Source organism: Streptomyces sp. NPDC057950, assembly GCF_042887295.1.
In the GTDB taxonomy this organism is placed as follows: domain Bacteria; phylum Actinomycetota; class Actinomycetes; order Streptomycetales; family Streptomycetaceae; genus Streptomyces; species Streptomyces kaempferi.
Genome location: NZ_JBHVPP010000016.1, coordinates 113334 through 136447 on the forward strand (window position 1 = coordinate 113334; position 23114 = coordinate 136447).

Consider the following 23114-nt stretch of genomic DNA (forward strand, 5'->3'; position numbering starts at 1 on the left):
GCGGAACGCGCCGGGCAAGGAGTGCTGCCCGGCGGCTGGTTCGTGCCGCGCGCATCGCCCGGGGCGCGGCATCCCGTCCGCGTCAGTCGTCCGGTGCCCCGTGGCGGCGCGCGCTGCCGGTCCGCGCCTCCAGTGCGTGCAGTACGGCCACCATGTCCTCACCGCCGTGGCCCTGGACCACCGTCTCGTCGAAGAGCGCGTGGCAGACGTCGAGGAGCGGGGAGGCGAGGCCGGCCTTTCGGGCGGCCTCCGCGATCAGGCGGTTGTTCTTGAGGACGTCCGTGGTCGCCGCCTGGACGGTGAAGTCGCGCGCGAGCAGTTTGGGCGCCTTCACGCGGGACACGGCGCTGGCCATCGGGCCCGCGTCCAGGACGTTCTGGAGCAGGCGTTGGTCCAGCCCGTGCCCGTCGGCGAAGTGGAAAGCCTCTGTCAGACCGGTGACGAGCGTGATCAGGAACAGGTTCACCGAGAACTTCATCAGCAACGCGCCGGGGACGGGACCGCAGTCGAACTCCTCACGGCACAGGGGAGCGAGCAGCGGGCGCACGGCCCTCAAGGCTTCGGTGTCGCCGGCCAGCATCGCCACCAACTGCCCACGCTCCGCCGGGACTCGGGATCCGGAGACCGGCGCCTCGACGTACCTTCCGCCCGCGGACCCGATGTCGTCCCGCAGGCCGACGGAGTACTCCGGAGAGACCGTGCCCATGTGGACGACGGTGTGTCCGGCGACGCGGGCGGCGAAGTCCGGGGTGCCTCGCCCGAGGACGGTGTCGACGGCGGTCTCGTCGGCCAGCATGAGAATGACGGAGTCCGCCCTGTCGAACACCTCACCCGGGTTCGAGGCGACCTCGACTCCGGCGGAGCGCAGGGGGTCGCATCTCGCCGGGCTGCGGTTCCAGACGACGAGGGGGGTGCCCGCACGGGCGAGGTTGAGGGCCATGGGCTGTCCCATGACCCCGAGGCCGACGAAACCCACGTACACCATGCGCCACCGCTTCCGCTCCACGCCGAGGACACCGGGGACACACCGGGGACACCGAGGACACCGACGACACCGGGGACACCGAGAACACGGGGCCGCCGCCCTTCGTGATTATGACAGCGGTCATAGTAGTCGTTCTATGGCGGCGGTCATAGGGTGGATCCGGAGAGTTCACGGAACGGTGGTGGAGGTCAGGGATGGCGGTGTCCGAACGGGGGCCACGGGAGCGGATGGTCTTCAGCGCGGCCCAGCTCATCCGGCGCCAGGGGGTCGCCGCCGCGGGGATGCGGGAGGTCGCCGCGCACGCCGGGGCGCCGCGCGGTTCGCTCCAGCACTATTTCCCCGGTGGCAAGGAACAGCTCGTCAACGAGGCGGTCGGTTGGGCGGGTCGGTACGCGGGCAACCGTGTCGCCCGCTTTCTCGCCGCGCTGCCCGAGCCCACGCCCAGTGGCCTCTTCGCCGAGATGGTCCGCCAGTGGACCGAGGAGTACCGGACGGCCGGTTTCGCGGGAGGCTGCCCGGTGGCCGCGGCCACGGTGGACTGCGCGGAGCCCACCGCCTCCACACGGGAGGCCGCGTCCGCTGCCTTCACCACCTGGACCGGCGCGGTGTCCCGGGCGCTGGCGGACATGGGGGTGCCCGAAGGGCGCGCCGACGCACTCGCCACGCTCATGATCAGCGCCCTGGAGGGGGCGATCCTCATGGCCAGAGCCGAACATGACCTCCGCGCTCTGACGACCGTGTGCCAGGAACTCGGCCCTCTTCTCGATGCCGCGGCCGGCAGGGCGGAGTGACCGCCGTCTTCACTTGGGGCGCCACAAGGGAGTGTTGGGGGAGTGGCCGGGGCGGGACGTGATGCTTCGTGACGCGTCGTGACAGGACGGGGCCGCGGTGGCGGTCAGGGAAGAACACCCGCGGTGGTCCCCGCGGTGTGACGCAGGCGGGCGGCGTCCTGGCTGGGAGGCGCCCCGAACTGGCGGCGGTATTCCCGGCTGAACTGTGACGGGCTGTCATACCCGACGCGATGGCCGACCCCGGTGACGTCATGGGGATGGACGGCGAGCAGCAGCCGGGCCTCCTGCAGCCGGATCTGCTTCTGGAAGCGGATGGGGCTCATCGCGGTCACCGCCTGGAAGTTGCGGTAGAAGGCGGAGACGCTCATGCCCGACAGCTGCGCCACGTCCTCGACCCGGAACGGCTGCGCATAGTGTTCGCGGATCCAGCGCACGGCCCGCGCGACGTGGCTGAGGCTGCTGTCGGCGAGTCCGAGCTGGCGCACGATGCCGCCCTGCTCACCGGTGATCAGCCGCCACAGGATCTCGCGCTTGACCATCGGAGCGAGCACCGTCCGGTCGCGCGGCTCGTCGAGCAGGCGCAGCAGCCGGACCACCGCGTCGAGCAGCTGGTCCGAGGCGTCGCTGACGGCGATGCCCGGCAGCGCACCCCCGCCGGTGCGGGGAGAGTCCGCGGATCCCGCCTGCAACAGCAGTTCGGCGACGGCCGACGGTTCCAGCGTCAGGCCGAATCCCAGTGCCGGGCGCTCGATGGAGGCTCCGACGAACTGGCCGGTCACGGGCAGGTCCACCGACGCGACGAGGTACTGCCCAGCCCGGTACTCGAACATCCGGTCGCCCAGTGCGAGACGTTTGGCGCCCTGGGCGATGACCGCCAGCACCGTGCCGGACATGGAGGGTGCCGGTGGGTCGGAGCGCTCCACCTTCGAGATGAGCACGCCGTCGATGGCCGTGGTCCAGTCGGGCCGCACATGCCGGTCCAGCAGGGTGCGGAGCTCTTCGAGGTACATGCCCCCATTGCAGCACACGCCGCGCTCATCGCTCCCGTAAACGAGAGGATCGTGCAAGCGGTTGGCAGCATCGTTCTACCGTTTATGCAGGTCAGGCAGATTCAATGGAGTCACTGGAATCCCGGATGAGGGCGGAAACGCTCCACTTCGGGACAACAGACGTCCAACCCTCGTCCACGGAAGAAGGCAGTCATGACCGCCCGCTACGGATTCAACGCCACCCTGACCGCGAAGCCCGGAACGGGTGCGCGGCTGACGGACCTCCTGCTCACCGGTCTGAGCGCCGGCAATCCCGGCGCGAGCGAGTACTGCGTCGTCTATCTCGTCTGCCGATCGGCGTCCCACCCCGACGTCGTGCACGTCACCGAGGGCTGGACCAGCGAGGAGGACCACCACCGGATCTTCGCGGGCGACGCCGCGCAGGCGATCGTGAAGCGGATCGACGGGATGCTGGCCAAGGAGCCCGAGTACACGGACTACGTACCGGTACGCGGCAAGGCCACCTTCTGAGAACCCGCCGCTCGGTCCCGCCCGGCCCTCACCCACCCCACCCCTCACCCGCCCCACCCCTCACCCGCCCGGACCGCCGCCCCTGCCCGTTGGTCCTGAACATCACTCCGGCACAGCCCGACGAAAGGTGACCCCGTGACGACCGTACGACCCGACATGGACCCCGAACTGCGCGTTCTGCTCGCCGACATGCCGCTCATGACGCGGCTCGACCCCGAAGTGCTCGCCCAGCTGCGCCGGTTGCCGTCGGCACCGGTCGAATCCCTCCTCGAAGGCCGCCAGATCGACCGGCGCGAGGTCACCGTGCCCGGTGAGGGCGGTGCGCGGATTCCCCTGTCGGTCCTCAGGCCGTCCGGTGCCACCCACGTCACCGGGGCGCCGTGCGTCCTGTGGATGCACGGCGGCGGAATGGTCATGGGAGACCGCTTCTCCCAGATCGACATACCGCTGGAGTGGCTCGACCTGTTCGGTGCCGTGATCATCTCCGTGGACTACCGGCTGGCGCCGGAAGCAGGTGGCACGACACCGGTCGACGACTGCTACCGGAGTCTCCTCTGGGTCGTGGAGCACGCCGACGAGCTGGGCATCGATCCCGCCCGTGTCGTCGTGGCGGGAGTCAGTGCCGGCGGCGGCCTCGCCGCGGGAGTCACGCTGATGGCACGCGACCGGGGTGCACCGCCGATCGCGGCACAGATGCTCGTCTGTCCCATGCTCGACCATCGCAACGTCACCACGTCGAGTCGGCAGTACTCCGGCGGCCCCGGTGTCTGGACCCGTGAGATGAACGAGTTCGGCTGGCGCTCGGTTCTGGGGGGCCTCCGCGACGACGAGGTGCCCGGCCATGTCTCACCCGCGGTGGCCGAAGACCTCTCCGGGTTGCCGACCACGTACATCGACGCCGGCTCGGCCGAGGTGTTCCGGGACGAGGGCGTCGCCTACGCCACCCGGATCTGGGCGGCCGGCGGCCAGGCGGAACTGCACATCTGGGCGGGAGGATTCCACGGATTCGACGCGCTGTACCCGCGGGCCCGCATCTCGGCCGATGCCCGCCGGACACGCAACGACTGGCTGGCTCGAGTGCTGTCGCCGGCGGAAAGAGCCTCGTAGTGCCCCGACGGCCATCGGATGATCGGAGCACGGGACGATCAAGGGGCCGAAATCGGGAAGGCGTGCGCCGCGCCGGACGTTGATCCTTGTGACACCGGCCCTCCGGCGTCACCGCTCACCGCGAAGATCCTCCACATCTTCCAGAAAATGGAAAGAAGATTCCATGTTCCAGCGCATCCTGGTCGCCGTCGATCCCAGCCCCAGCCGGCTCTCCGCAGTACGCCTGGCCGGTGACCTGGCCCGGCAGTCGGACGCACAGGTCCGGGTCGTGCACGTCGTGGCCTCCACCGCGACCCTCGCGGCCGTCGTCCCGCTCGAGGACGACGCCCAGGCGAAGGTCATCGTCGACGAGGCCCTGGCCGCGCTGCGCGACAAGGGTGTCAAGGCCGACGCGGCCCTCGCCCACGGACTGACCACCCAGATCGCCACGGCCATCTCCGAGGCGGCGGCGGAGTTCGACGCCGACCTCATCGTGCTGAGCCCCCATCACCGCGGAACCGTCGAGGCGTTGTTCAACCCCCGGATCAGCGACGCCGTCGCGCACGCGAGCCGCGCCGCAGTCCTGCTGGCCCCGGAGGACGGCACGGAGGCCTGATCCCACCGAGGAACACGCCGGTGTCAGGCGACGGACACCGACCACGAGGCCACGGCCCGCCCCGGAAGTGATGTCCGGGGCGGCCCGGCACCGGCCACCCGTGCACCGGCGGACCGGGACGGACGAGCCTGCCGCGGGGCCGTTCAGGGGCGGCGGCCGGGGCTCGTCTTCGACGGCCTTCGACGGGCAGGGTGCTGAGCTCGCCGCCGGCGCCGAACAGGATCGAGCCGTCGAGGGTCATCGGGGCAGGTCCGCCGGCGTACACCGGGGTTCGAGGCTCTTTCGCGCGGCCGTTCAGGGGCGGCGGCCGGGAGGGTACCCGCCCCGGCATGACTGTCCACGGCTTACAGGCCCCGCACGAACAAGTCCCGCCCGCGGACCTGCTCGACGCCGTGGTGCGGGCGGAACACGCGGGATTCGCCGCCGCCATGTGCTCGGACCGCTTCTCCCCGTGGAGCGTCCGCCCGGGGGAGTCCGGATTCGCCTGGTCATGGCTCGGCGCCGCGCTCCGGGCCGCCGAACAGATGCCGTTGGGCGTGGTGAACGCCCCGGCCAGCGCTACCATCCCGCGATCATCGCCCAGGCGGTCGCCAGCCTCGCGTCCATGTACCCGGGCCGGTTCTGGGTTCCGGCTGTTCGCCGAGCGCTACCGAGAGGCTCCCGAGCCGGCCTGGGGCGAGTACCGCGTGGTCGAGGCGGGGGAGCGCGCCCTGCTCGCACACATCGGGTGCACCACCGACGGGACGATCCTGGCCGTCCACAACTTCGCGGACCGGCCCGTCACCGCGCGGTTGCGGCTGCCCGAGGCCGGACCCGGCGGAAGGCTCACGGATCTGCTCGACGAAGGACATGCCGGGATCACGGTGCCCGACGACGGCCCGCTCCCCATCGAACCGCCCTCTACGGGTACCGGTGGCTGCGCGTCGGTACCCCGGCGGACGAATCCGAAAGGGTCGCGGCCGACTGACACGGCGTCCTGGAAAGGATCATGCGGTGAGCGGCTGTGATCGTGCCGGCCCACTCACCGTTTCATCGTGCCCGTACCCTGGCAACATGCGCATGCGCCCGACTCTGAGCTGGACTCCAACCGGGGACCTGCCGCCCGCCACCATGGATCTGGCGCCGATCACGGACATGCTGACCACCGGCGGTGTGCTGGTGCTCAGCGGAGCGGGTATCTCCACGGAGTCGGGCATACCCGACTACCGGGGAGAGAACGGCAGCCTGAGCCGGCACACCCCGATGACCTACCAGGACTTCACCGCGGGCGCCCAGGCCCGCCGTCGGTACTGGGCGCGCAGCCACCTCGGCTGGCGGACCTTCGGCCGCGCCCGCCCCAATGACGGACACCGGGCTGTCGCCGCGTTCGGGCGGCACGGCCTGCTCTCCGGGGTGATCACCCAGAACGTCGACGGACTGCACCAGTTCGCCGGCAGCGAGGGTGTCGTGGAACTCCACGGAAGCCTGGACCGCGTCGTCTGCCTCTCCTGCCGCGACTCCAGCTCGCGCCGTGAACTCGCCCGGCGTCTGGAGGAGGCCAACCCGGGCTTCGAGCCGGTGGCCGCGGCGATCAACCCGGACGGTGACGCCGACCTCGCCGATGAACAGGTGGGCGACTTCCAGGTCGTGCCCTGCACGGTCTGCGGCGGCATCCTCAAGCCGGACGTGGTGTTCTTCGGGGAGACCGTCCCACCGTCGCGGGTCGAGCACTGCCGCCGCCTGGTCCGCGACGCCACGTCGCTTCTGGTGCTGGGTTCGTCGCTGACGGTGATGTCCGGTTTCCGGTTCGTCCGCGAGGCGGCCCAGGCCGGGAAGCCGGTGTTGATCGTCAACCGGGACCCGACCCGGGGCGACCAGCACGCCCTCACCCGGGTCGCGGTTCCCCTGGGAGCAGCCCTCACGACCGTGGCCGGCCGACTGGACATCCCGCTGGTGGGCTGAGGCCGTCGCGTGGGCGGCGGCAGATGGTCCCCCGAGCGTGGCGGCGGCGCGGACGGCGCGCCCCGACCGACGGAGCGCGGCCGGGGCCCGGTTCACACGGGCTGATTCCGGCACGCCGCCGGGTCTGTGTGGGCCTGCGTGAGCGCGGCGACCGTGACACGCGGGTCGTCGGCGTGAAACCGGAGAGTGCGGGCGCAGCCCCGCGCACCGAGTGGCCGTACGAACTCCACCGGTTCTGTCGGTTCCACCGTCGCCGTGGTCTGGCCGCCCACGGCGAGGTCGAGCACCCCGTCCGCGCTCAGTCGCACCAACCCTCCGTGCGGGTACCGCCGCTCGACCCGGGCGGTGGCGATGGCGGCGGCCGGACCTACAGGTCGAACAGCGTGCCGTAGCGCAGCCGCGGCGAGCCGTCCGGTCCCACGACATGGGGCCGGACCACGCAGCCCGCGCGCAGGGCGAGGAGCAGCACCACTGCGTACACGTCCGCGACGAGCAGGACCGCGTGAACGAGCGGCCACGGGATCACCATGGCCGGCAGGGTGGTTTCGATGACGGAGACGAAGAGCAGCCCGTACATCATGGCGGTCCGGGGTCCGGTGTACGCCACGGCCCGTGCGTCGTCGGGGACCTGGTGGCGTCGGCGCAGCACCCACAGGCCCAGGCCGTGCAGGGCCCGGACCTCGTGCGCGACGAGCCGGCACGCGACCACCGGGACCAGGGTGTGCGGCGACTTCCCAGCGGCGTCCCGGCGGCCCACGCCGGTCCGTCGTCCGGTGGCGTAGAGCCGCCACAGGACCACGGCCTCCCCCGCGAGCACGGTCGTCACCAGCGCTTCGGCTCCCACGAGAACCGCTCCGGGTATCCGTACGCCTGCGACCGCGCACACCGGGAGAGCCGCCTCGGCGGGAAGCGACACCCACACGGCTGCCCGAGCGATCCGCGTCCTCATGACGGCCTCTGGTTCATCCGGGCGGTCAGCTCCGGCAGCACCCGGCGCACCATCTCGGCCTGGGTGGGCGGGCAGTCCGCGAGCAGCGCCTGTGCGATCCCCGTCCGGGACCGCCGCCACCACCTCGTCCGGCACGGCCGCGGCCAGGTCGCCGGCCAGTGGCGCGATCCGCGGATCGTCCACCGCGGCTTCGTTCAGTTGGTCCAGCCGGTCGTACAGCCGGAGCATCGCGGGGTGGTCCTCGGCCAGCGGCCGCAGAGCCGCTCACACCGGGTGCCCGCCGGTTGTCGCGTCCAGCAGAGCCAGGAGTTCGCGGTCCTTGGCGGCTGCGGGCGATCCGGTGGCGGGCGCGGTCTTCAGGAGCTCGACGAGTGCGGGAGACAGCGGCGCGTCCGGTGTGAGCGGGCCTTCCAGCAAGCCTGCCGGCACCCTGCGACGCTGCTGGACCTCGTGCTCCTGGCGGGCCAGGTCGGCGTCGAGTTCGCCCAGGACCTCGGCCAGTTCGCGTCCGGCGTCGTCCGCGAGGACGTCCCTCACCTCGTCCAGGGAGAGCCCGAGTTCGGTCAGCCGTCGGATCCGGGCGGGAAGAACGGTGTCACGAAGGCTGTACGCGCGGTATCCGTCGGCCTGCCGCAGCGGCTCAGGCAGAAGGCCGATGTGATGGTAGTGCCGCACGGTTCGGGAAGTGACTCCCACGAGCGCGGCGATCTCTCCGATGCGCATGCCGCCAGTAGAAACCCTGCCGCTGCGACAAGGTCAAGTACGGCACGGGCGGCCATGCCGACCTCGGCACTTGTGGAGGACGGCGGCTTCGCGTCCCGTAGGTAAGCGGATCGGGGCCCCAAAGCGTAGGAGGAGTGTGAAGCACCTGGATTTCGAGGAGTTCTACCAAGCCGACCGGGACGTATGCCTGCGGGCAGTCCTGGCGAGCGTGGGTGACCGCCAACTGGCCGAGGATCTGGTGGCCGAGGCCTTCACCCGCGCGTGGACGTCCTGGACGAAAGTGGGCCGGCATCCGTCACCGCGGGCGTGGGTCGTACGGACCGCGCTCAACACCCGTGTGTCCTGGTGGCGGCGCCGACGGCGGGAGGTGCGGCTGGCCGAGGACCACGAGGTCGTGGATCCCACGGCCACCGACGCCGGACTTGACCCCACGTTGCTGAACGCACTGCGCCAACTGCCGCGACGGCAGCGGGAGGTGGTCGCGTTCCGGGTCTTCCTAGATCAGGACACCGCGGCCACCGCCCACGCCCTGGGGATCGCTCCGGGAACCGTGACCGCCCATCTCGCGCGGGCCGTCGCCGCGTTGCGCGGGGAACTCGTATCCGTACCGCGACAGGAGGACCTGACATGAACGACACGGAAACCACCCGGCTGCTGGACGCACTGAAGCGTTCACTGGACGACGTCCGTCTCACCACGCCGGTCGAGGAGATCGTTGCCGAGGGGCACGCACGCAAGCGGCGCCGCCGGGTCGTGGGCGTCACCGCGGTCGCTCTCACCGCCGGCCTGGCCGTCGGAGCGTCGGTCCTCTCGCGCCCGTCGGCCGCGCCACCGGCCGTCGCCACGTCGGGTGCGGACGTGCACATCCACACCGTCGCGTACACCGTGGACACCCAGAAGGACGGGACCATCCACGCCACCTTCGACAAGCAGCGGTACTTCACCGACCACGCCGGCCTGGAGGCGGCCCTGCGCAAGGCGGGGTTCCCCGTCCTCATCAAGACCGGTGTCTTCTGCAAGGGACCTGACGACGACGGGAAACTGACCCCGTCGGGCGAGGGAGCCGGGGTGGATCGCGTACGGGAAGGAGTGCGCGAGGACGACGGGAGGGTCACGTTCATCTTCAAGCCGGAGCACATGCCGCCGAACACCCAACTGTTCATCGGCTACCTCGATCCGGCACAACTGGCGGCCGTGCACGGCAATCCCGGGTCGGTCGAGCGCCTGGTGCCCAGGAACACCAAGCTGATCTGCGACACGGTCGCACCCCCGGAGCACGTGTACCGGTAGGGCCACCCCTGCTTGAAGAGGCCGCCCGGCGCTTCGGCCCCGGCCACCATCTGGGCGGCACCCGGCCCGGACCGTCACTTCACCGTCCGGCGGGGACGGCGCGCGGAAGAGCAGGTCCGGGACGTACCGCGCCCACCGCGCCCGGCCGATGGGCTCGCGGCCGCTCAGGGGTCCCGACGGGCCGGGGACCGGCGGGCCCCCGGTGCCCGGCGACGGGCTCGTCCCGCGCCGAGGTCCGCCGGCGTACGAGGCCCACGAGAGGCATCGGCTGACGGTGCCTCACCCCGGGGGTTCCACAACCGGGTGCCGCGCACGTCGTCTTCGCGGCGCCCGGCGCGCGCACGATGTACGAATGATGTTCGCCCACTGGACGCCTTCTGCGTGTCTGATGGCGGACGGTCGTGAACGCGGCGGGGTGCAATCCGGTGAGACGGTGCAATCCTGGGTGTCCACTTCCGTCTCACTCTGGGTCGCACGCCCGGTGCCCCGAGCTGACAACGTTGTCTTCTGGTGAGCCCCTACCGTGCGTGCGTACAGCGACGCTGGAGAGGTTACGTGCCCATCAGATCCCAACCACCCGTCCCCCGCGCGATCGTTCCGAGAACCGGGCGGCACCGCCGGCCACTGCGCGCGGCGGTCGCCGCGCTGCTCACCGGGGCGCTCGGCGTCGCCGCACTGGCGGGTGGCGGCGCGGCCGCCGCGTTGCCCGCCACCACCAAGTCCGCGGGGACGTCCGGCGGTACGGACTACACGCGACTCGTCGACCCGTTCGTGTCGACCGCCGGTGACGACGGCAACGATCTGCCGGGCGCCCAGGCACCGCACGGTCTGGCCAAGGTCAACCCGATGACCACGCCGGACCGCAACCACACCGGGTACGACTACAACGAGGACCACATCGCGGGCTTCACCGCGACGAACCTCGACGGCGTCGGCGGCTCGGGAGGCGGCGGCGACCTGCTCGTCGTCCCGACCTCCGTGCAGTACGACAAGCGTCCCGCCCCCGGCACGTACGCACACACGTACCGCCACGACGACGAGAGCGCGACGCCCGGTTCCTACCAGGTGGGGCTCGGATCGCTCTCCGGGACCGCGTCGTCGGTGACGCAGGACCCCGGCACCGTCAAGGCGGAGATGACCGCGACGACGCGCACGGCGCTCGAACGGTACAGCTTCCCCGCCGGGTCGAACCCCGAACTCGTCCTGGACCTGGCGAACAACTTCACCAGCCGCACCCGTTCGACGATGAAGGCGACGAAGCTCCCCGACGGGACCTCCTCGATCTCCGGGCTCATCGCGGGATCGTTCAACGGCGCCGCCTACCAGCTGTACTACAACGCCACCACGAACGTCCCGGTGACCTCGCTGAAGAGCTGGGGCAACGACGGCAGGCTGAGCGACGCGACCACGCAGGACGGCTCCGACACCGGCGCGGTCCTCGGGTTCGACAAGGCCGCCGGGAACGACGTCGAACTGCGCATCACGCTGTCGCCGATCAGCGCGGAACAGGCGGCGACCGACCAGCGGAACGAGGTGGGCAAGCTCACCTTCGACCAGGCCCGCGCGCAGACGAAGGCGGCCTGGAACAGCGCGCTCGGCGCGGTCGACGTGCGCTCCTCGGCGAAGTCCGACCCCGGGTCGACGCTCACCAAGGAGTTCTACACGCACCTCTACCGCATGTACGCGCTGCCGGTGAACGCCACCAGCACCAGCGGGACGTACCGCGGCGCCGACGGAGCGGTGCACAAGGCGAACGGCTTCACGTACTACGACGGTTGGTCCACCTGGGACGACTTCCGCAAGTACTCCGTCGAGGCGTACATCGACCCGGCCACCTACCGGGACATGGTGCAGTCGCTCGTCGAGCTCTTCGCCGACGCGCGCGCCTCCGGCAAGAGCCTCGGCAGCCTCACCCACTCGGTCCTGACCGTGCGCTGGGAGCGCTCGGCCGTGCTGGTCGCCGACGCGCTGTCGAAGGGCTTCAAGAACTTCGACCGGCTCGACGAGGCGTACCCGGCGCTGTTGGCCTACTCCGGGTACTACACAGGGGCGCAACTTCGTCAGGGGTACGTCACCGGGGATCCCGGTACGACCGTCCAGCGTGGCTACGACCAGTGGGCTCTCTCCGTCATCGCCGACGCGCTCGGCAAGAAGGCGGACGCGAAGAAGCTGCGTACCCAGTCGACCATGGCGATCGACAACCTCGTGAAGTCCGACGCCTGGACCGCGGCCGCCGGCACCAAGGTCGGTCTGCTCACCCCGCGCGCGTCCGGCGGCGACTGGCAGGGCGTGGACTACGAGAAGTTCGAGGCGGCCGGCCTGTACCAGGGCACGCTCTGGCAGTACCACTGGTACGACGCCTACGACATGGGCGGCCTCATCAAGGCCATGGGCGGAGACAAGGCCGGCAAGGCCGCGGTCAAGCACATGTTCGGCGAGGACTCCGGCGTCGACGACGGCTCGACCATGCTGCACTCCAACGCGAACGAGATCGACCTTCAGGCTCCGTACCTCTTCAACTACGTCGGTGAGCCGAGCCTGACCCAGAAGTGGGTGCGTGCCATCTACACCGGCACGACCTGGAACCGCTACATCGCGACGGGTTCCACGAACGAAGCCCCCAGCTCCGGCGGTCAGTTCACCCCGCCGGTCAAGACCCAGGTCTACAAGCTCTCCCCGAACGGCTTCCTGCCGACCATGGACAACGACGCCGGCACCATGTCGACCATGTTCGTCGGTGCCGCCCTGGGCCTGTTCCCGGTGACCGCCGGTTCCAGCCAGTTCCAGATCGGCAGCCCGTTCTTCGACTCCACGACGATCAGCTACGCCAACGGCAGCCGGTTCACGGTCAAGGCCGACGGCGTGTCGCCGAGCGACTACTACGTGCAGAGCGCGACCCTCAACGGCAAGCGGTTCGACAACACGTGGCTCGACTACTCGCAGATCATCTCCGGCGGGACCCTGGACTTCACCATGGGTTCCAAGCCCTCACAGTGGGGCGCCCGCACGAAGCCGGCGTACTCCCTGAACACCGACTCGGGCGACACGGGTGACGGCGGCGCGGGAACGGGCAAGGGCGACACCGTCGTCTCCGCCCGTCCCGGCACCGTGCGCACCGCCGCGGACGGCACCGTCGACGGCGGCGTGCGGCTCACCCTGTCCGGACCGGCGTCCTTCGCCGCCCGCAAGGGAACGAGCCTCACCAGGACGGGGGCGGCGACCGTGACCGGCCTGCCGGGCGGTGTCACCGCGGACCTCCGTGTCACCGGCTCGCGCACGGCCACGCTGTCGCTCACCGGCACCACGCAGGTCGACGCGCACCTCGGCATCACGTTCGCCGACGCGGCCTTCGCCCACGGCGTGCGGGCCTCGACGGTGCGCGGCACCGGAATATCCCCGACCGACCCGCTCGTCATCTCCGCCGCCGCGGTGCACCGCGAGGCCCTCGGCGCACTCGTCGACCAGGCGTCCCTGGTGCGCAGCGGCAATTACTCCGACGGTTCCTGGAACCTGTTCCGGTCGGCGCTCGAACGCGCGCGGACCGTCCTCGCGGACACCGCCTCCGCGACGGGCACGATCATGGCCGCAAACGACGCGCTGCGGTCCGCGGTCGACACGCTCACCATCGACGAGGGCGGCTACGCCGTCCTGCAGGCCGAGTCCCCCGACCAGAAGGAGGGCCCCAGCCTCGTCAGTGAGCGGAACAACTCGGACGGCAACCTCGGTGGCGTCACCGAGGGCTCGTGGGAGCGCTACTCCAAGCTGGACTTCGGCGGGGTCGCCCCGCGGACCGTCTCGGTCCGCTACGCCAACTCGCAGGCGACCAACGCGAAGCCGAGCAGCGTCGACATCCACGCCGGCGCCGCCGACGGTCCCGTCGTCGCCACCGTCCAGCTCCCCGGAACCGGCGGCTGGCAGTACTACAGCACGGTGCAGGCGGCCGTCACCGACCCGGACGCCCTGCTGAACGCGTCGAGCGCGACGCTCGTGTTCCACGCGCCGGCCGGCCAGCAGTGGGTGTCGAACTTCGACTGGTACCAGTTCTCGCCGTACGAGGTCTCCACGTCCCCGACGACCACGCTCGCCACGCTGTCCGCGGTCAACAGCACCGCGACCGGCGGCGGTTCGGCCCCGCTCAACCTCTCGAACGGCATCTTCGAGAACGTGACGAACGGCGCGTGGGCCGAATGGAAGGACACCGACCTCCGCGACGGCGCCGACACCGTCACCGTCCGCTATGACAAGCCCCAGTCGCGTGCGGCCTCGGACTCGCACATCGAACTGCACCTGGGTTCGAAGGACGGCCCGAAGACCGTGTCCGTCCCGCTCGACTACAGCGGTGCGGGCTGGGGAACCATCGCCACCACGAGCGTGCGTCTCGACCCGAGCGTCTTCAGCGGTGTCCAGGACGTGTACGCCGACTTCGTCTCCAGCACGCAGTCCGCGTCCCAGCCCTACGTGGGCAACGTCTACTCGCTGACGCTGACGCAGGACACCAACGCCCCCGTCGGTTTCGACGCCACCGCGTTCCGCGCGAACAGCGGCGGCGGGCTCAAGAGCGAGCCGGTCGGCTGGACCGGCTCGGGCTCCACCACCGACCTCGGCGGCACCTACAACGGAGCCTGGCTCACCTACGGGGACGTCGACTTCGGCGCCTCCCCGAAGAGCACCGTCACGATCACCTACGTCAACAACTCCGCCCGCTGCGGCACCGGTTCCGCCGTCCAGCTCTACCTGGACTCCTTCGACACGGCCAACCCCGGCACGCCGTACGCGACCGTACCGCTGCCGGTCACGGGAGCCGCGTGGTCGTCCGGAGGGACGACCAGTCTGACGCTGCCCAAGGCGATCACCGGCACGCACACCGTCCACCTGCGGCTGACGACGACCCCGGACTCCTCGCACCCGTACGTCGCGAACCTGGGCCGGATCACCTTCAACCACGTCGAGACACCCGCCGTCACGGACAAGTCCGCCCTGCGGAAGGCGATCGAGCAGTACGAGGGGCTCTCCGCCGACGCGGCGCGCTACGACACGATCGACTTCGGTGTGTACCGGCGCGAACTCGCCGCCGCCCGCACCCTCGTCGACGCCGACGGCGTGACCCAGCTCGAGGTCGACACCCGGACCCGCAGCCTCACCCTCGCCGCCAAGCAGCTCATCCCGGTGCCGAGACTGCGACTTGAGGACCTGGTCACGACCGCGTCGGCCCTCCAGGACGCGCGCTACACGGACGCGTCGTGGAAGGCGTTCACCCACGCACTCGCCGAGGCGAGGACCGAGGTCGCGAGCGACACGGCCACGGACGCGACCCTGGGGGCGCGGTACGACGCGCTCCAGCGGGCCATGTCCGCGCTCGCCACGAAGCCCAGGACGGTGCCTGCCACGCCTGACACGGTGTCGGCGACGTCGTCCGGCACGAGCGTGACCGTCGCCTGGGCCGCGCCCAAGGACACCGGCGGCTCACCGGTCACCGGCTACAAGGTCACTCTGGACGACGGCCACCAGGTCGAGATCCGCGATCCGGACAGCCGGAGCACGACGTTCACCTGGCTGCGGGCGGGCAAGTCGTACACGGCACGCGTCCGCGCGGTGAACACGGTCGGTACCTCGAGCCCGAGCGCCGCCACCGCGCCCGTGGTGACCGCGGGCGGCAAGCCGCAGAAGCCGACCGTCACGGGCGTGGTCACCGACGGCAAGCAGGTCCGGGTGACCTGGCGGCCGGCCGGCGACGGCGGGTTCCCGGTCATCGGCTACACCGTGGCCCTCGGCGACGGAACCACCGCGCACCTCTCCGCCACGACGGACACGGCGCTGCTCACGACCGCGGGCAAGGCGAAGGCGCATACGGCCACCGTCACCGCGATCACCCTGGCCGGCACCTCGGACGACCCCGTCGTCACCGACCCGGCGGACAACTCCGTCGCGACCGCCCCGGCGGACGCCTCCGACCCGTCGTACGTGCCGTCCCCCTTCCCGGCCGAGACGCTGAACGCGGCCTACACGTCGGACAAGTGGCCGGGGACCGGCGACGGGACCGACTACTTCTACGACCTGCTCAACGGTATCGGTGACCTCGGCTCCGGCATCCTCGGCGCCAACACCAAGGTGTCCCAGGGCACGCGGCCGACCGCTGAGAACGACCGGATCGCCGTGCGGATCAACAACGCGGCGACACAGAAGGAGGTGGACCGGGCCGAGGTCGACGCGACGAACAGCTCCACCGTCACGATGGCCGACAGCCTCGGATCCAGGCTCGGCCAGATCTACGGCGACGCCCTGAAGGGCGGTCAACTGCCCAAGACCGACGCCCTGTTCTCCCGCGTCACGCAGAACCTCGACAAGGTCGACGCGGCGAAGAACCACTACGGCTACCTGCGCCCGTACGTGCGCCTCGGGTTCGTCGGCGACGGCGGTTCCGTCTACGAGTCGCAGGACGGCTCGTTCGGCAGCCTCGCCACCAGCGGCTCCTACCCGAGCGGCCACACCTACGGCGGCTACGAGGCCGGCACCATCCTGGCCACGCTCCTGCCGGAGCTGGCCCCGTCGATCCTCGCGCGTACCTCCGAGTACGGGGACAACCGCATCGTGCTCGGGTTCCACTACCCGCTGGACGTCATGGGCGGCCGGATCTCCGGCCAGGCCACCGTGGCGCACCGGTGGGCGGACCCCGACTTCGCGAAGTTGCTGACCCAGGCCCACACCGAGATGGAGAACGTGCTGCTCGCGCAGTGCGAGAAGGAGGGATACGGCGACACGCTCGCGGCCTGCGAGGGCGACTCGTACGCCGGTCTGAGCAAGGCGCAGGACGTCGACCTGTACACGCGGCGCCTGACCTACGGGTTCTCCCAGGTGGGCAAGGCCGGGCAGGCTCTCAAGACGCCGTCCGACGCGGCGGCGCTGCTGATCACGGCCTTCCCGGACCTCACCACCGAGCAGCGCACCCAGATCCTGGAGCAGACCGCGACGGACTCCGGTTACCCGCTCGACCTCACCGCCGACGGCGGAGCGAGCTGGCAGCGGATCAACCTCGCGGCGGCCATGGCGGCGAAGGTGGTCGTGGGCGCCGACGGGTCGGTCACGGTGAAGAACTTCGCGGACGCCACCAAGGCCAGTGTCGCCGACGCGAAGGCGGTCACCGTCGGAGGTACGGCGATCGACGGGTTCGACCCGAACGTGTCCACATACGTCGTCGACTGGCCGAAGAACGCCAGGATCCCGGCCGTCTCCGCCGTGCCGGCCCAGCCCGGCGCGCGGGTGAAGGTCACCGACGGCAGTTCGGTCCTCTCGTCGAGCGGGCACAAGTTCACGACCCGCACCATCAAGGTGACCTCGGCCAACGGTTCGGTCATCCGGACCTATACGGTCCGGTTCCAGCCCACGGACCGGGACGACCGGCCGGTCGCGGCCGGCGGCACCAGCGGATACCGCGACGCCGAAGGGGCGAGCCTGTGGTCCCTCTCCGGTCTGCCGGGAGCCGCAGGCACCGGCGCGGGACTCGTCGGCGGCGCCGGAATCTGGTCGCCGGGCGCGGAGTGGGCGCGACCCATGGGTGTTCGCGGGGTGAAGGGCACGATGTGACCGCCTGACGCGCCGTGAGCCGCGAAGCCGGGGCGGGATCCTGCCGGGCTTCGGGTGTCACAGCCGTACGGCCGGCCCCTCCGGAAGAACCACTGAGGTTCTTGCGGAGGGGCCGTTGTCGTGACGGCACGGCCGTTGACGCCCGGATCGTCGGTCCCGGAGGGTTCGGGCATTGGCCGGGGGTTGTGCGAAGGAGCGGAGGCCGTCGCCGGCGGTCCCCGTGGAGATGTCCAGGGCGACGGGATCGGCGGGCAACGGAGCGGCGCCGTCGCTGACTTGCGTCACGGCGGCCGGCCTCGGGGCCGACGGCAGGCGGGTCGACGCGGTCGACCGCGGGGCCGTCGACCCTACGGTGTGGTGGCCGCGGTGCGGTAGAACTCGGCGGCGGTCACGGTGGCGGGGACGCCGAGTTCGGCGGCGACCGCGGTGATCGCGGCGGCTCCGACGGTGAGGTCGGCCTGGCCGTCCGTCGTGAAATGCGGGGCGATGAACGTGTCGTAGTGGGCCCGGACCTCGTCCGCGGTGTGTCCGCCGAGGAACGTCCGCATGTGCCGCACCGTGGTGTCGGGGTCGTTGCGGATCACCTGCAGAGCACGCCGGTGGGCTCGTAGGACGGCCTGGACGGCGGGGCCGTCCGGGTCCGTGTACGTGGGGTCGACGGCCAGGCCCACGGTGGGGATCTGGAGGTGGTCGCCGACCCATGCCAGTACGTTCCAGCCGTGTTCGGCGGCCACGGCCTCCGGTGCCATGGTGCTGCCGACCAGGGCGGCGTCGATCTTGCCCTCGTGCAGCAGGCGCAGGTCCATGCCGTAGTCGCCGGGCGGGCGGACGACGGTGTGGAGGTCGCGGTCGGGGTCGAGACCGGCCCGGCGCAGCACGATCCGGGTGAAACAACCGGGTGCGGTGTGCGGGGCGTGGACCGCCAGTCGCCGGCCGGCCAGGTCGGCCAGCGAGGTCAGGCCGGGGCGGGCGAGGAACCAGAACAGCGGGCGGGCGGTGTTGACGTTGAGCGCGACCCAGGGGGTGCCGTCGGTCAGGCGGGACAGCAGTGCCCTGCCGAGTCCGATGGTGGCGCCGCGGCGCAGCCGCTCTTCGCCCCAGGTGCAGCCGTCGCGCAGTGCGACGTGGACGCCCTCGTCGGCGTAGTAGTCCTGCTGGTCGGCGATGTAGGCGGCCAGTTCCTCGTGCAGGCCCCGCCCGACGTAGGCGAGATCGATCGTGTGCATGAACGCCTTTCCTTGATCGTGTAGCCGCGCTGTGCCCGTGCGTGCCGCAGGGGGAGGGCGCCGCGGCCCGTGGTGCCTTGGTGACGGTGTGCTGGAAGCGGTGCGGCCGAAAGCCGAAAGCCGAGAGCCGAGAGCCCACTGACGGATCCGGGTGGTGGTGCGGCGCCGTGCGTGCGGGACGGACGGGTGTCAGTACATGGCCATCCCGCCGTTGACCGCGGCCGTGGTTCCGGTCATGAAGGAGTTGTCCTCGGCGGCGTAGAAGGCGATCGCCTGGGCGACGTCGTCCGGATGGGCCAGGCGGCCCAGAGGAGTGGCGGCGATCTGCCGCTGCTTGTGCGCGTCGTCGAACACATCCGTCATGCGGGCCATGCGGGTGTCCTCCACCGGGCCGGCCGCGACGATGTTGACCGTGATGCCCTGCGGGCCCAGTTCCTGGGCGACGTACCGGGCGAACTGCTCCAGTGCGGCCTTGGCCGTGCCCAGGGCGATCATGTTCTCCCGCGGCCGGCGGCTGAGGCCGGTACTGATGTAGATGAGACGTCCCCAGCCCTGTGCGGCCATGGCGGGCAGGACCGCTTTCGTGACCGCGAACGCCGCGTGCATCTCCGCGTCGAGCTTGCCGCCCAGTTCGTCCCACGTCATGTCCTGGAACGACTTGACCGCGAACGGGATCAGCGCGTTGTGCACGAGCACGTCCACGCCGCCCCAGGTCGCCCGTACCTGCTCGACCATGCTGTCGATCGCGGCCACCTCGCGCACGTCTGCCTGCACGGCCATGGCCCGGCCGCCCGCGGCCTCGATGCCGGCCACGACCTCCTCGGCCGCCGTGGCGTTGCGGAGGTAGTTGACCACCACGCGCATCCCCCGCGCCGCCAGAAGGCTCGCGGTGGCCGCACCGATTCCGCTGCTGGCCCCTGTCACCAATGCCACCCTGCCGGTAGCCCCGGTCATGAGCTCACCTCCTGCTGGTCATCGCGGGCTGTCGGAATGACCGCCTCGCGTCGTGCGTCGTCGGGATGTGCCGGGCGTATCGCCCCGTGGAGCACGGTGTCCACGGTCGCCCGCAGCAGATCGGCCGCGGTCCAGTCGAGTTCGCGCGGCAACTGCGAGCTGAGCAGCCGCTCCACCGCGCCGCGGGTGATCTCACCGAGCAACTCGGGCGCCGTCGCCAGCAGACCCTGCCGGTGCCCTTCACGGAACAGTTCGTCGAGCCGTCCGTAGACCACCGCGTCCACACGCTGCTCCACGTACTGGCGGAGCATCACATCGCCCACCCCCGAGGCGAGTTGGGCCGCGCCGATGCGTCCGAGCTCACCGCCCGCCGCGAGCAGGAACCGCTGCACCCGCACGCCGAACGGCCGGCCTTCCGTCTCCGCGGCAGCAGCCATCAGCTTGGCCTCCACCGCCGCGAACTGCCGGTCGAGCACCGCGGTCAGCAGGCTGCGCTTGTCCGGGAAGTGACGGTAGATCGTCTTCTTGCTCATCCCGAGCTCACGGGCGAGATCGTCCATGCTCACGCGGGCGAGACCCGGTGCGAAGAACAGTCGGCCGGCAGCCTCCACGATCACGTCGGCACGCCGCTCGCCCTTCTCGGAAACTTGCGAAACTGCTTGAGTTTCCATAGTTTCCATGCTTGCTTTCCGTTCCTCCGCTGTCAAGGCATGAGAAGCGGACCGAGGCGAAGGGGGTCCCGGCGACACCGCGGACGCCGGGCGCCCTTGCGGGTGTCCTATCCGGCGGCGACGAGCCCGATGAGCAGCAGGGCGATGTCGTCCGTCCGGGTCGCGGTCCGTCGCGCATCGTCGATCAGGGCTGTGGCGAGGCGGTCCATGGGCTGGGGCCGGTCTGCCTGGGCGAGTTGGACGGCGAGCCCGCTCATGGCGGCGTCCAGGTCGACTCCGGGCGTCTCGACGAGTCCGTCGGTGTACAGGGCGAGGACGGTCCCGGGTGGCAGCGGGATCTCGGTGGTGGGAAAGTCCGCGTCGGGGTCGATGCCGAGCAGCAGTCCGGGCGGCAGGGCGAGGACCTCGGCGTGTCCGTCCGGGTGACGCACGACCGGCGGGGGATGCCCGGCAGTGGCCAGGACGGCCCGATGATGTGCGAGGTCGAGATGGGCGTACAGGCAGCTGACGAACCGGCCCGGGTCCATGTCGACCAGCAGACGGTTGGCCTGTGTGAGGGCGTGCGCCGGTGTGGCCCCGGCGAGGGCCTGGGAGCGGATCGCGGGGCGGACGCGGCCCACGAGTGCGGCGGCGGTGGCGTTGTGGCCCTGGACGTCGCCGATGACCGCGGCCGCGGTGGTGTCGTCCACCCGGACCAGGTCGTAGAAGTCGCCGCCGATGTCCATGCCGCGGACGCTGGGCAGATAGCGGGCGGCCGCGTCCAGTCCCGGAAGGTCGGGCAGCGAGTCGGGGAGCAGGGCCGCCTGAAGGGTCTGCGCGAGATCCTTGCTGGTGTCGTAGAGGCGGGCCCTTTCCAGCGCCTGCGCGATCAGCCCCGCGAGTGCGGTGAAGACGACCCGCTGCCGGGCGGGGAACGAGCGGGGACTGTCGAAGGCGAACACGCACGAACCCACCGGGCGCCCGGAGGCGATCAGCGGCAGAAAGGCCCAGGCGTGCAGACCGTCCTGGGGGAGGACGGCGGGATAGGCCCGGGACAGCTCTTCGAAGGTGGTGAAGAAACTGGGCACGCCGGTGGCGAGGACCCGGACCGCGGGTACCGGGAAGGTCAGCGGCGCTCCGTCGAACTGCTGCAGGAGCCGGGCCTGGTATCCGCGGCAGCCCATGACCCGCATGCGGCCGTCCTCGGCGGCGAGCAGGGCGACGGTCCGGGCCCCGAAGGCCGGCAGCATCTCTTCGGTGATCAGATCGATCACGTCGCACACGCCCACGGCTTCGGAGAGGGCGGCGGCCAGGTGCAGCACCCGGTAGACCTCACCCAGCCGGATCGGCTCGCCCTGGAGGGCCCCCGTCCACGCGGGCGCACCCGGCGGGGCCCGGTCCGGATCGGTGGGTGAGATGCGGATGCTCACCCCGGATCCGTCGGGATAGAGCTCGAACGCGAGCCACCGGTCCGGCGGGGCCATGGCGGTGTAGTAGCCGGGCTCCCGGCTCACCACGGCGGCGCGGTAGTGGTCCTCGAAGGCGGGGTCGGCGCACCAGGACAACGACTGCCAGGGGTGCGTGCCGATCAGATCGGGGACGCTGCCGCCGAGGAGGGCGGCGGCGGTGGCGCTGACATAGGTGAATCTGCCCTCGAGGTCGAGGGAGCAGCTGCCCTCCGGCAGGCGTTCGACGAAGGCCGCCGCGGCCAGTGCCTCGGCCGGCCCCCGGCTGCGGGCGGGCGGCTGCTGCAGGCTGCGTGGTGCCGGTCCGGGTCGGACGGCGTGGCCGGTGCCGGCGGCGTCACGCAGGAACCGCCCCAGGCGCCGGCCGGCGGCACGGACCCGCTCGGGGCTCGGGCCGGCGGGCCCGGCGGTGTCCGAGCCGGGCCAGATCAGCAGCAGCGCGCCCCAGTCCGCGGTGCCGGTGAGGATCGGCGCCGCTGCCACCGCGTGGTGGTACGGCAGGGCGATGGCCGCGCGCGGGTACCGCCGGGCGATCTCCTGGGGATCGCCGAGCCAGACCAGCCTGCGTTCGCGCAGCGCGTCCGCCACCGGAACGGGACTGGACAGCGCCACCCCGAACCAGGGGGCGAGGTACTCCGCCGGGATGCCCGCGGTCACCTCCAGTCGCAATGCCTGCCGGTCGGACGTCAGCAGGAAGACCGCTCCGGCGTGCACGCCCGTGTCACGCACGGCGAGTTCCAGCAGCCTGTCCAGCTCGGCGCGGTGTGCCGATTCGCTCGGCGCAGGGGGGTGGGACCCGTGGGGCTGTGCGGCACCGTCTTCCCGTATGGCGCACATACCAGCACCCTACGTCCGCACCGGCCGGCCCCGCGCGGGAGGCCGGCCACGCCGTCGGGGAGGTCCGGCTACGCCGCCTGGGTGGTCCGGCCGTCGGGCTCACCGGCTCTTCCGGCCGCCCCGCCGCGCCCGCCCCGCCACGCCGCCCCCGGCTCAGGGTCGGCGGCTCCGGCCCCGGCTTCGGCATGGCTTCCCCCGCTCAGACCGTGATCCAGGTGGTGCCCCTGCGCTCGTGCTGTCACACGGGCACACGGGCATACGGGCATATGGGCATATGGGCACGCAGGCAGACGGCCACACGGAACCGATCCCGGAGGGGTCCAACGCTGCTGCGTCGACGAGGAGTTGACCAAGGGCGCGTGCGGCCGGCCGGCGTGCTCCGGGGGATCGGCTCCCCCCGAACCCGCGCACCGCCGACGTCGCACCCTCCGGCGGCGCACCCGGCACCGCCTTCAAATCCTTGGCCACCAATTCAGTCGCCCTTTTTCACTCCGAGTCT

The 23114-nt window shown here is 71.2% G+C and carries 17 protein-coding genes and 1 pseudogene; 9 read left to right on the forward strand and 9 right to left on the reverse strand.

The window, feature by feature from the left end:
* Positions 1–82: 82 nt before the first annotated feature.
* Positions 83–982, reverse strand: a complete 900-nt coding sequence (locus ACFVTC_RS25735) for an NAD(P)-dependent oxidoreductase (protein ID WP_390130898.1) — start codon at positions 980–982, stop codon at positions 83–85.
* Positions 983–1179: 197 nt separating this feature from the next.
* On the opposite strand from ACFVTC_RS25735, the gene ACFVTC_RS25740 reads away from it, so the two are divergent.
* Positions 1180–1776, forward strand: coding sequence for a TetR/AcrR family transcriptional regulator (locus ACFVTC_RS25740; protein WP_390130721.1), 597 nt, complete (start codon positions 1180–1182; stop codon positions 1774–1776).
* A gap of 104 nt (positions 1777–1880) precedes the next feature.
* On the opposite strand, the gene ACFVTC_RS25745 is transcribed toward ACFVTC_RS25740, so the two are convergent.
* Positions 1881–2786: an AraC family transcriptional regulator N-terminal domain-containing protein gene (locus tag ACFVTC_RS25745; protein ID WP_390130723.1), complete on the reverse strand. Its 906-nt coding sequence runs from the start codon at positions 2784–2786 to the stop codon at positions 1881–1883.
* A gap of 192 nt (positions 2787–2978) precedes the next feature.
* Here ACFVTC_RS25745 and ACFVTC_RS25750 point away from each other — a divergent pair, with 192 nt between their 5' ends.
* The 5 genes from ACFVTC_RS25750 to ACFVTC_RS25770 all read left to right on the forward strand — a co-directional run bounded on the left by ACFVTC_RS25750 (position 2979) and on the right by ACFVTC_RS25770 (position 6939).
* Complete coding sequence (locus ACFVTC_RS25750; RefSeq protein ID WP_390130724.1) at positions 2979–3296, forward strand: putative quinol monooxygenase; 318 nt, start codon at positions 2979–2981, stop codon at positions 3294–3296.
* Between the two features lie 135 nt (positions 3297–3431).
* Entirely contained in the window at positions 3432–4403 is a 972-nt protein-coding gene (locus ACFVTC_RS25755) for an alpha/beta hydrolase (protein ID WP_390130726.1), read from the forward strand.
* A 163-nt stretch (positions 4404–4566) separates the two neighbouring features.
* A complete protein-coding gene (locus ACFVTC_RS25760; RefSeq protein ID WP_390130728.1) occupies positions 4567–4998 on the forward strand; it encodes a universal stress protein in 432 nt (143 codons plus the stop codon).
* A 329-nt stretch (positions 4999–5327) separates the two neighbouring features.
* Positions 5328–6005, forward strand: a complete 678-nt coding sequence (locus ACFVTC_RS25765) for a hypothetical protein (protein WP_390130730.1) — start codon at positions 5328–5330, stop codon at positions 6003–6005.
* Between the two features lie 46 nt (positions 6006–6051).
* Positions 6052–6939 carry an NAD-dependent protein deacetylase gene (locus ACFVTC_RS25770; RefSeq protein WP_390130731.1) on the forward strand — a complete coding sequence of 296 codons (888 nt, stop codon included), beginning with the start codon at positions 6052–6054 and terminating at the stop codon, positions 6937–6939.
* A gap of 92 nt (positions 6940–7031) precedes the next feature.
* Here the strand turns inward: ACFVTC_RS25770 and ACFVTC_RS25775 are convergent, their stop codons facing one another.
* From ACFVTC_RS25775 to ACFVTC_RS25785, 3 genes and pseudogenes are all read right to left on the reverse strand, one after another.
* Positions 7032–7247 carry a hypothetical protein gene (locus tag ACFVTC_RS25775; RefSeq protein ID WP_390130733.1) on the reverse strand — a complete coding sequence of 72 codons (216 nt, stop codon included), beginning with the start codon at positions 7245–7247 and terminating at the stop codon, positions 7032–7034.
* A gap of 59 nt (positions 7248–7306) precedes the next feature.
* Positions 7307–7783: a hypothetical protein gene (locus ACFVTC_RS25780; RefSeq protein WP_390130735.1), complete on the reverse strand. Its 477-nt coding sequence runs from the start codon at positions 7781–7783 to the stop codon at positions 7307–7309.
* A gap of 101 nt (positions 7784–7884) precedes the next feature.
* Positions 7885–8611, reverse strand: a pseudogene (locus tag ACFVTC_RS25785) (MerR family transcriptional regulator).
* Positions 8612–8747: 136 nt separating this feature from the next.
* Between ACFVTC_RS25785 and ACFVTC_RS25790 the strand changes: the two are divergent.
* The 3 genes from ACFVTC_RS25790 (at position 8748) to ACFVTC_RS25800 (ending at position 17482) form a co-directional block, all read left to right on the forward strand.
* Positions 8748–9242, forward strand: a complete 495-nt coding sequence (locus ACFVTC_RS25790; protein ID WP_390130737.1) for a sigma-70 family RNA polymerase sigma factor — start codon at positions 8748–8750, stop codon at positions 9240–9242.
* The gene (locus ACFVTC_RS25795; RefSeq protein ID WP_390130739.1) at positions 9239–9901 is read left to right on the forward strand and encodes a hypothetical protein; all 663 of its coding nucleotides are present in this window, start codon (positions 9239–9241) and stop codon (positions 9899–9901) included. The genes ACFVTC_RS25790 and ACFVTC_RS25795 overlap by 4 nt, the downstream gene beginning before the upstream one ends.
* A 555-nt stretch (positions 9902–10456) precedes the next feature.
* Complete coding sequence (locus ACFVTC_RS25800) at positions 10457–17482, forward strand: glycoside hydrolase domain-containing protein (RefSeq protein ID WP_390130741.1); 7026 nt, start codon at positions 10457–10459, stop codon at positions 17480–17482.
* A gap of 347 nt (positions 17483–17829) precedes the next feature.
* On the opposite strand, the gene ACFVTC_RS25805 is transcribed toward ACFVTC_RS25800, so the two are convergent.
* The 4 genes from ACFVTC_RS25805 to ACFVTC_RS25820 all read right to left on the reverse strand — a co-directional run bounded on the left by ACFVTC_RS25805 (position 17830) and on the right by ACFVTC_RS25820 (position 22615).
* Positions 17830–18708: an ABC transporter substrate-binding protein gene (locus ACFVTC_RS25805; RefSeq protein ID WP_390130743.1), complete on the reverse strand. Its 879-nt coding sequence runs from the start codon at positions 18706–18708 to the stop codon at positions 17830–17832.
* Positions 18709–18897: 189 nt separating this feature from the next.
* Positions 18898–19662, reverse strand: coding sequence for an SDR family NAD(P)-dependent oxidoreductase (locus ACFVTC_RS25810; protein WP_390130745.1), 765 nt, complete (start codon positions 19660–19662; stop codon positions 18898–18900).
* Positions 19659–20342, reverse strand: coding sequence for a TetR/AcrR family transcriptional regulator (locus tag ACFVTC_RS25815; protein ID WP_390130746.1), 684 nt, complete (start codon positions 20340–20342; stop codon positions 19659–19661). Before ACFVTC_RS25815 ends, ACFVTC_RS25810 begins: the two co-directional genes overlap by 4 nt.
* Before the next feature lie 98 nt (positions 20343–20440).
* Positions 20441–22615 carry a SpoIIE family protein phosphatase gene (locus tag ACFVTC_RS25820; protein ID WP_390130748.1) on the reverse strand — a complete coding sequence of 725 codons (2175 nt, stop codon included), beginning with the start codon at positions 22613–22615 and terminating at the stop codon, positions 20441–20443.
* Positions 22616–23114 lie beyond the last annotated feature (499 nt).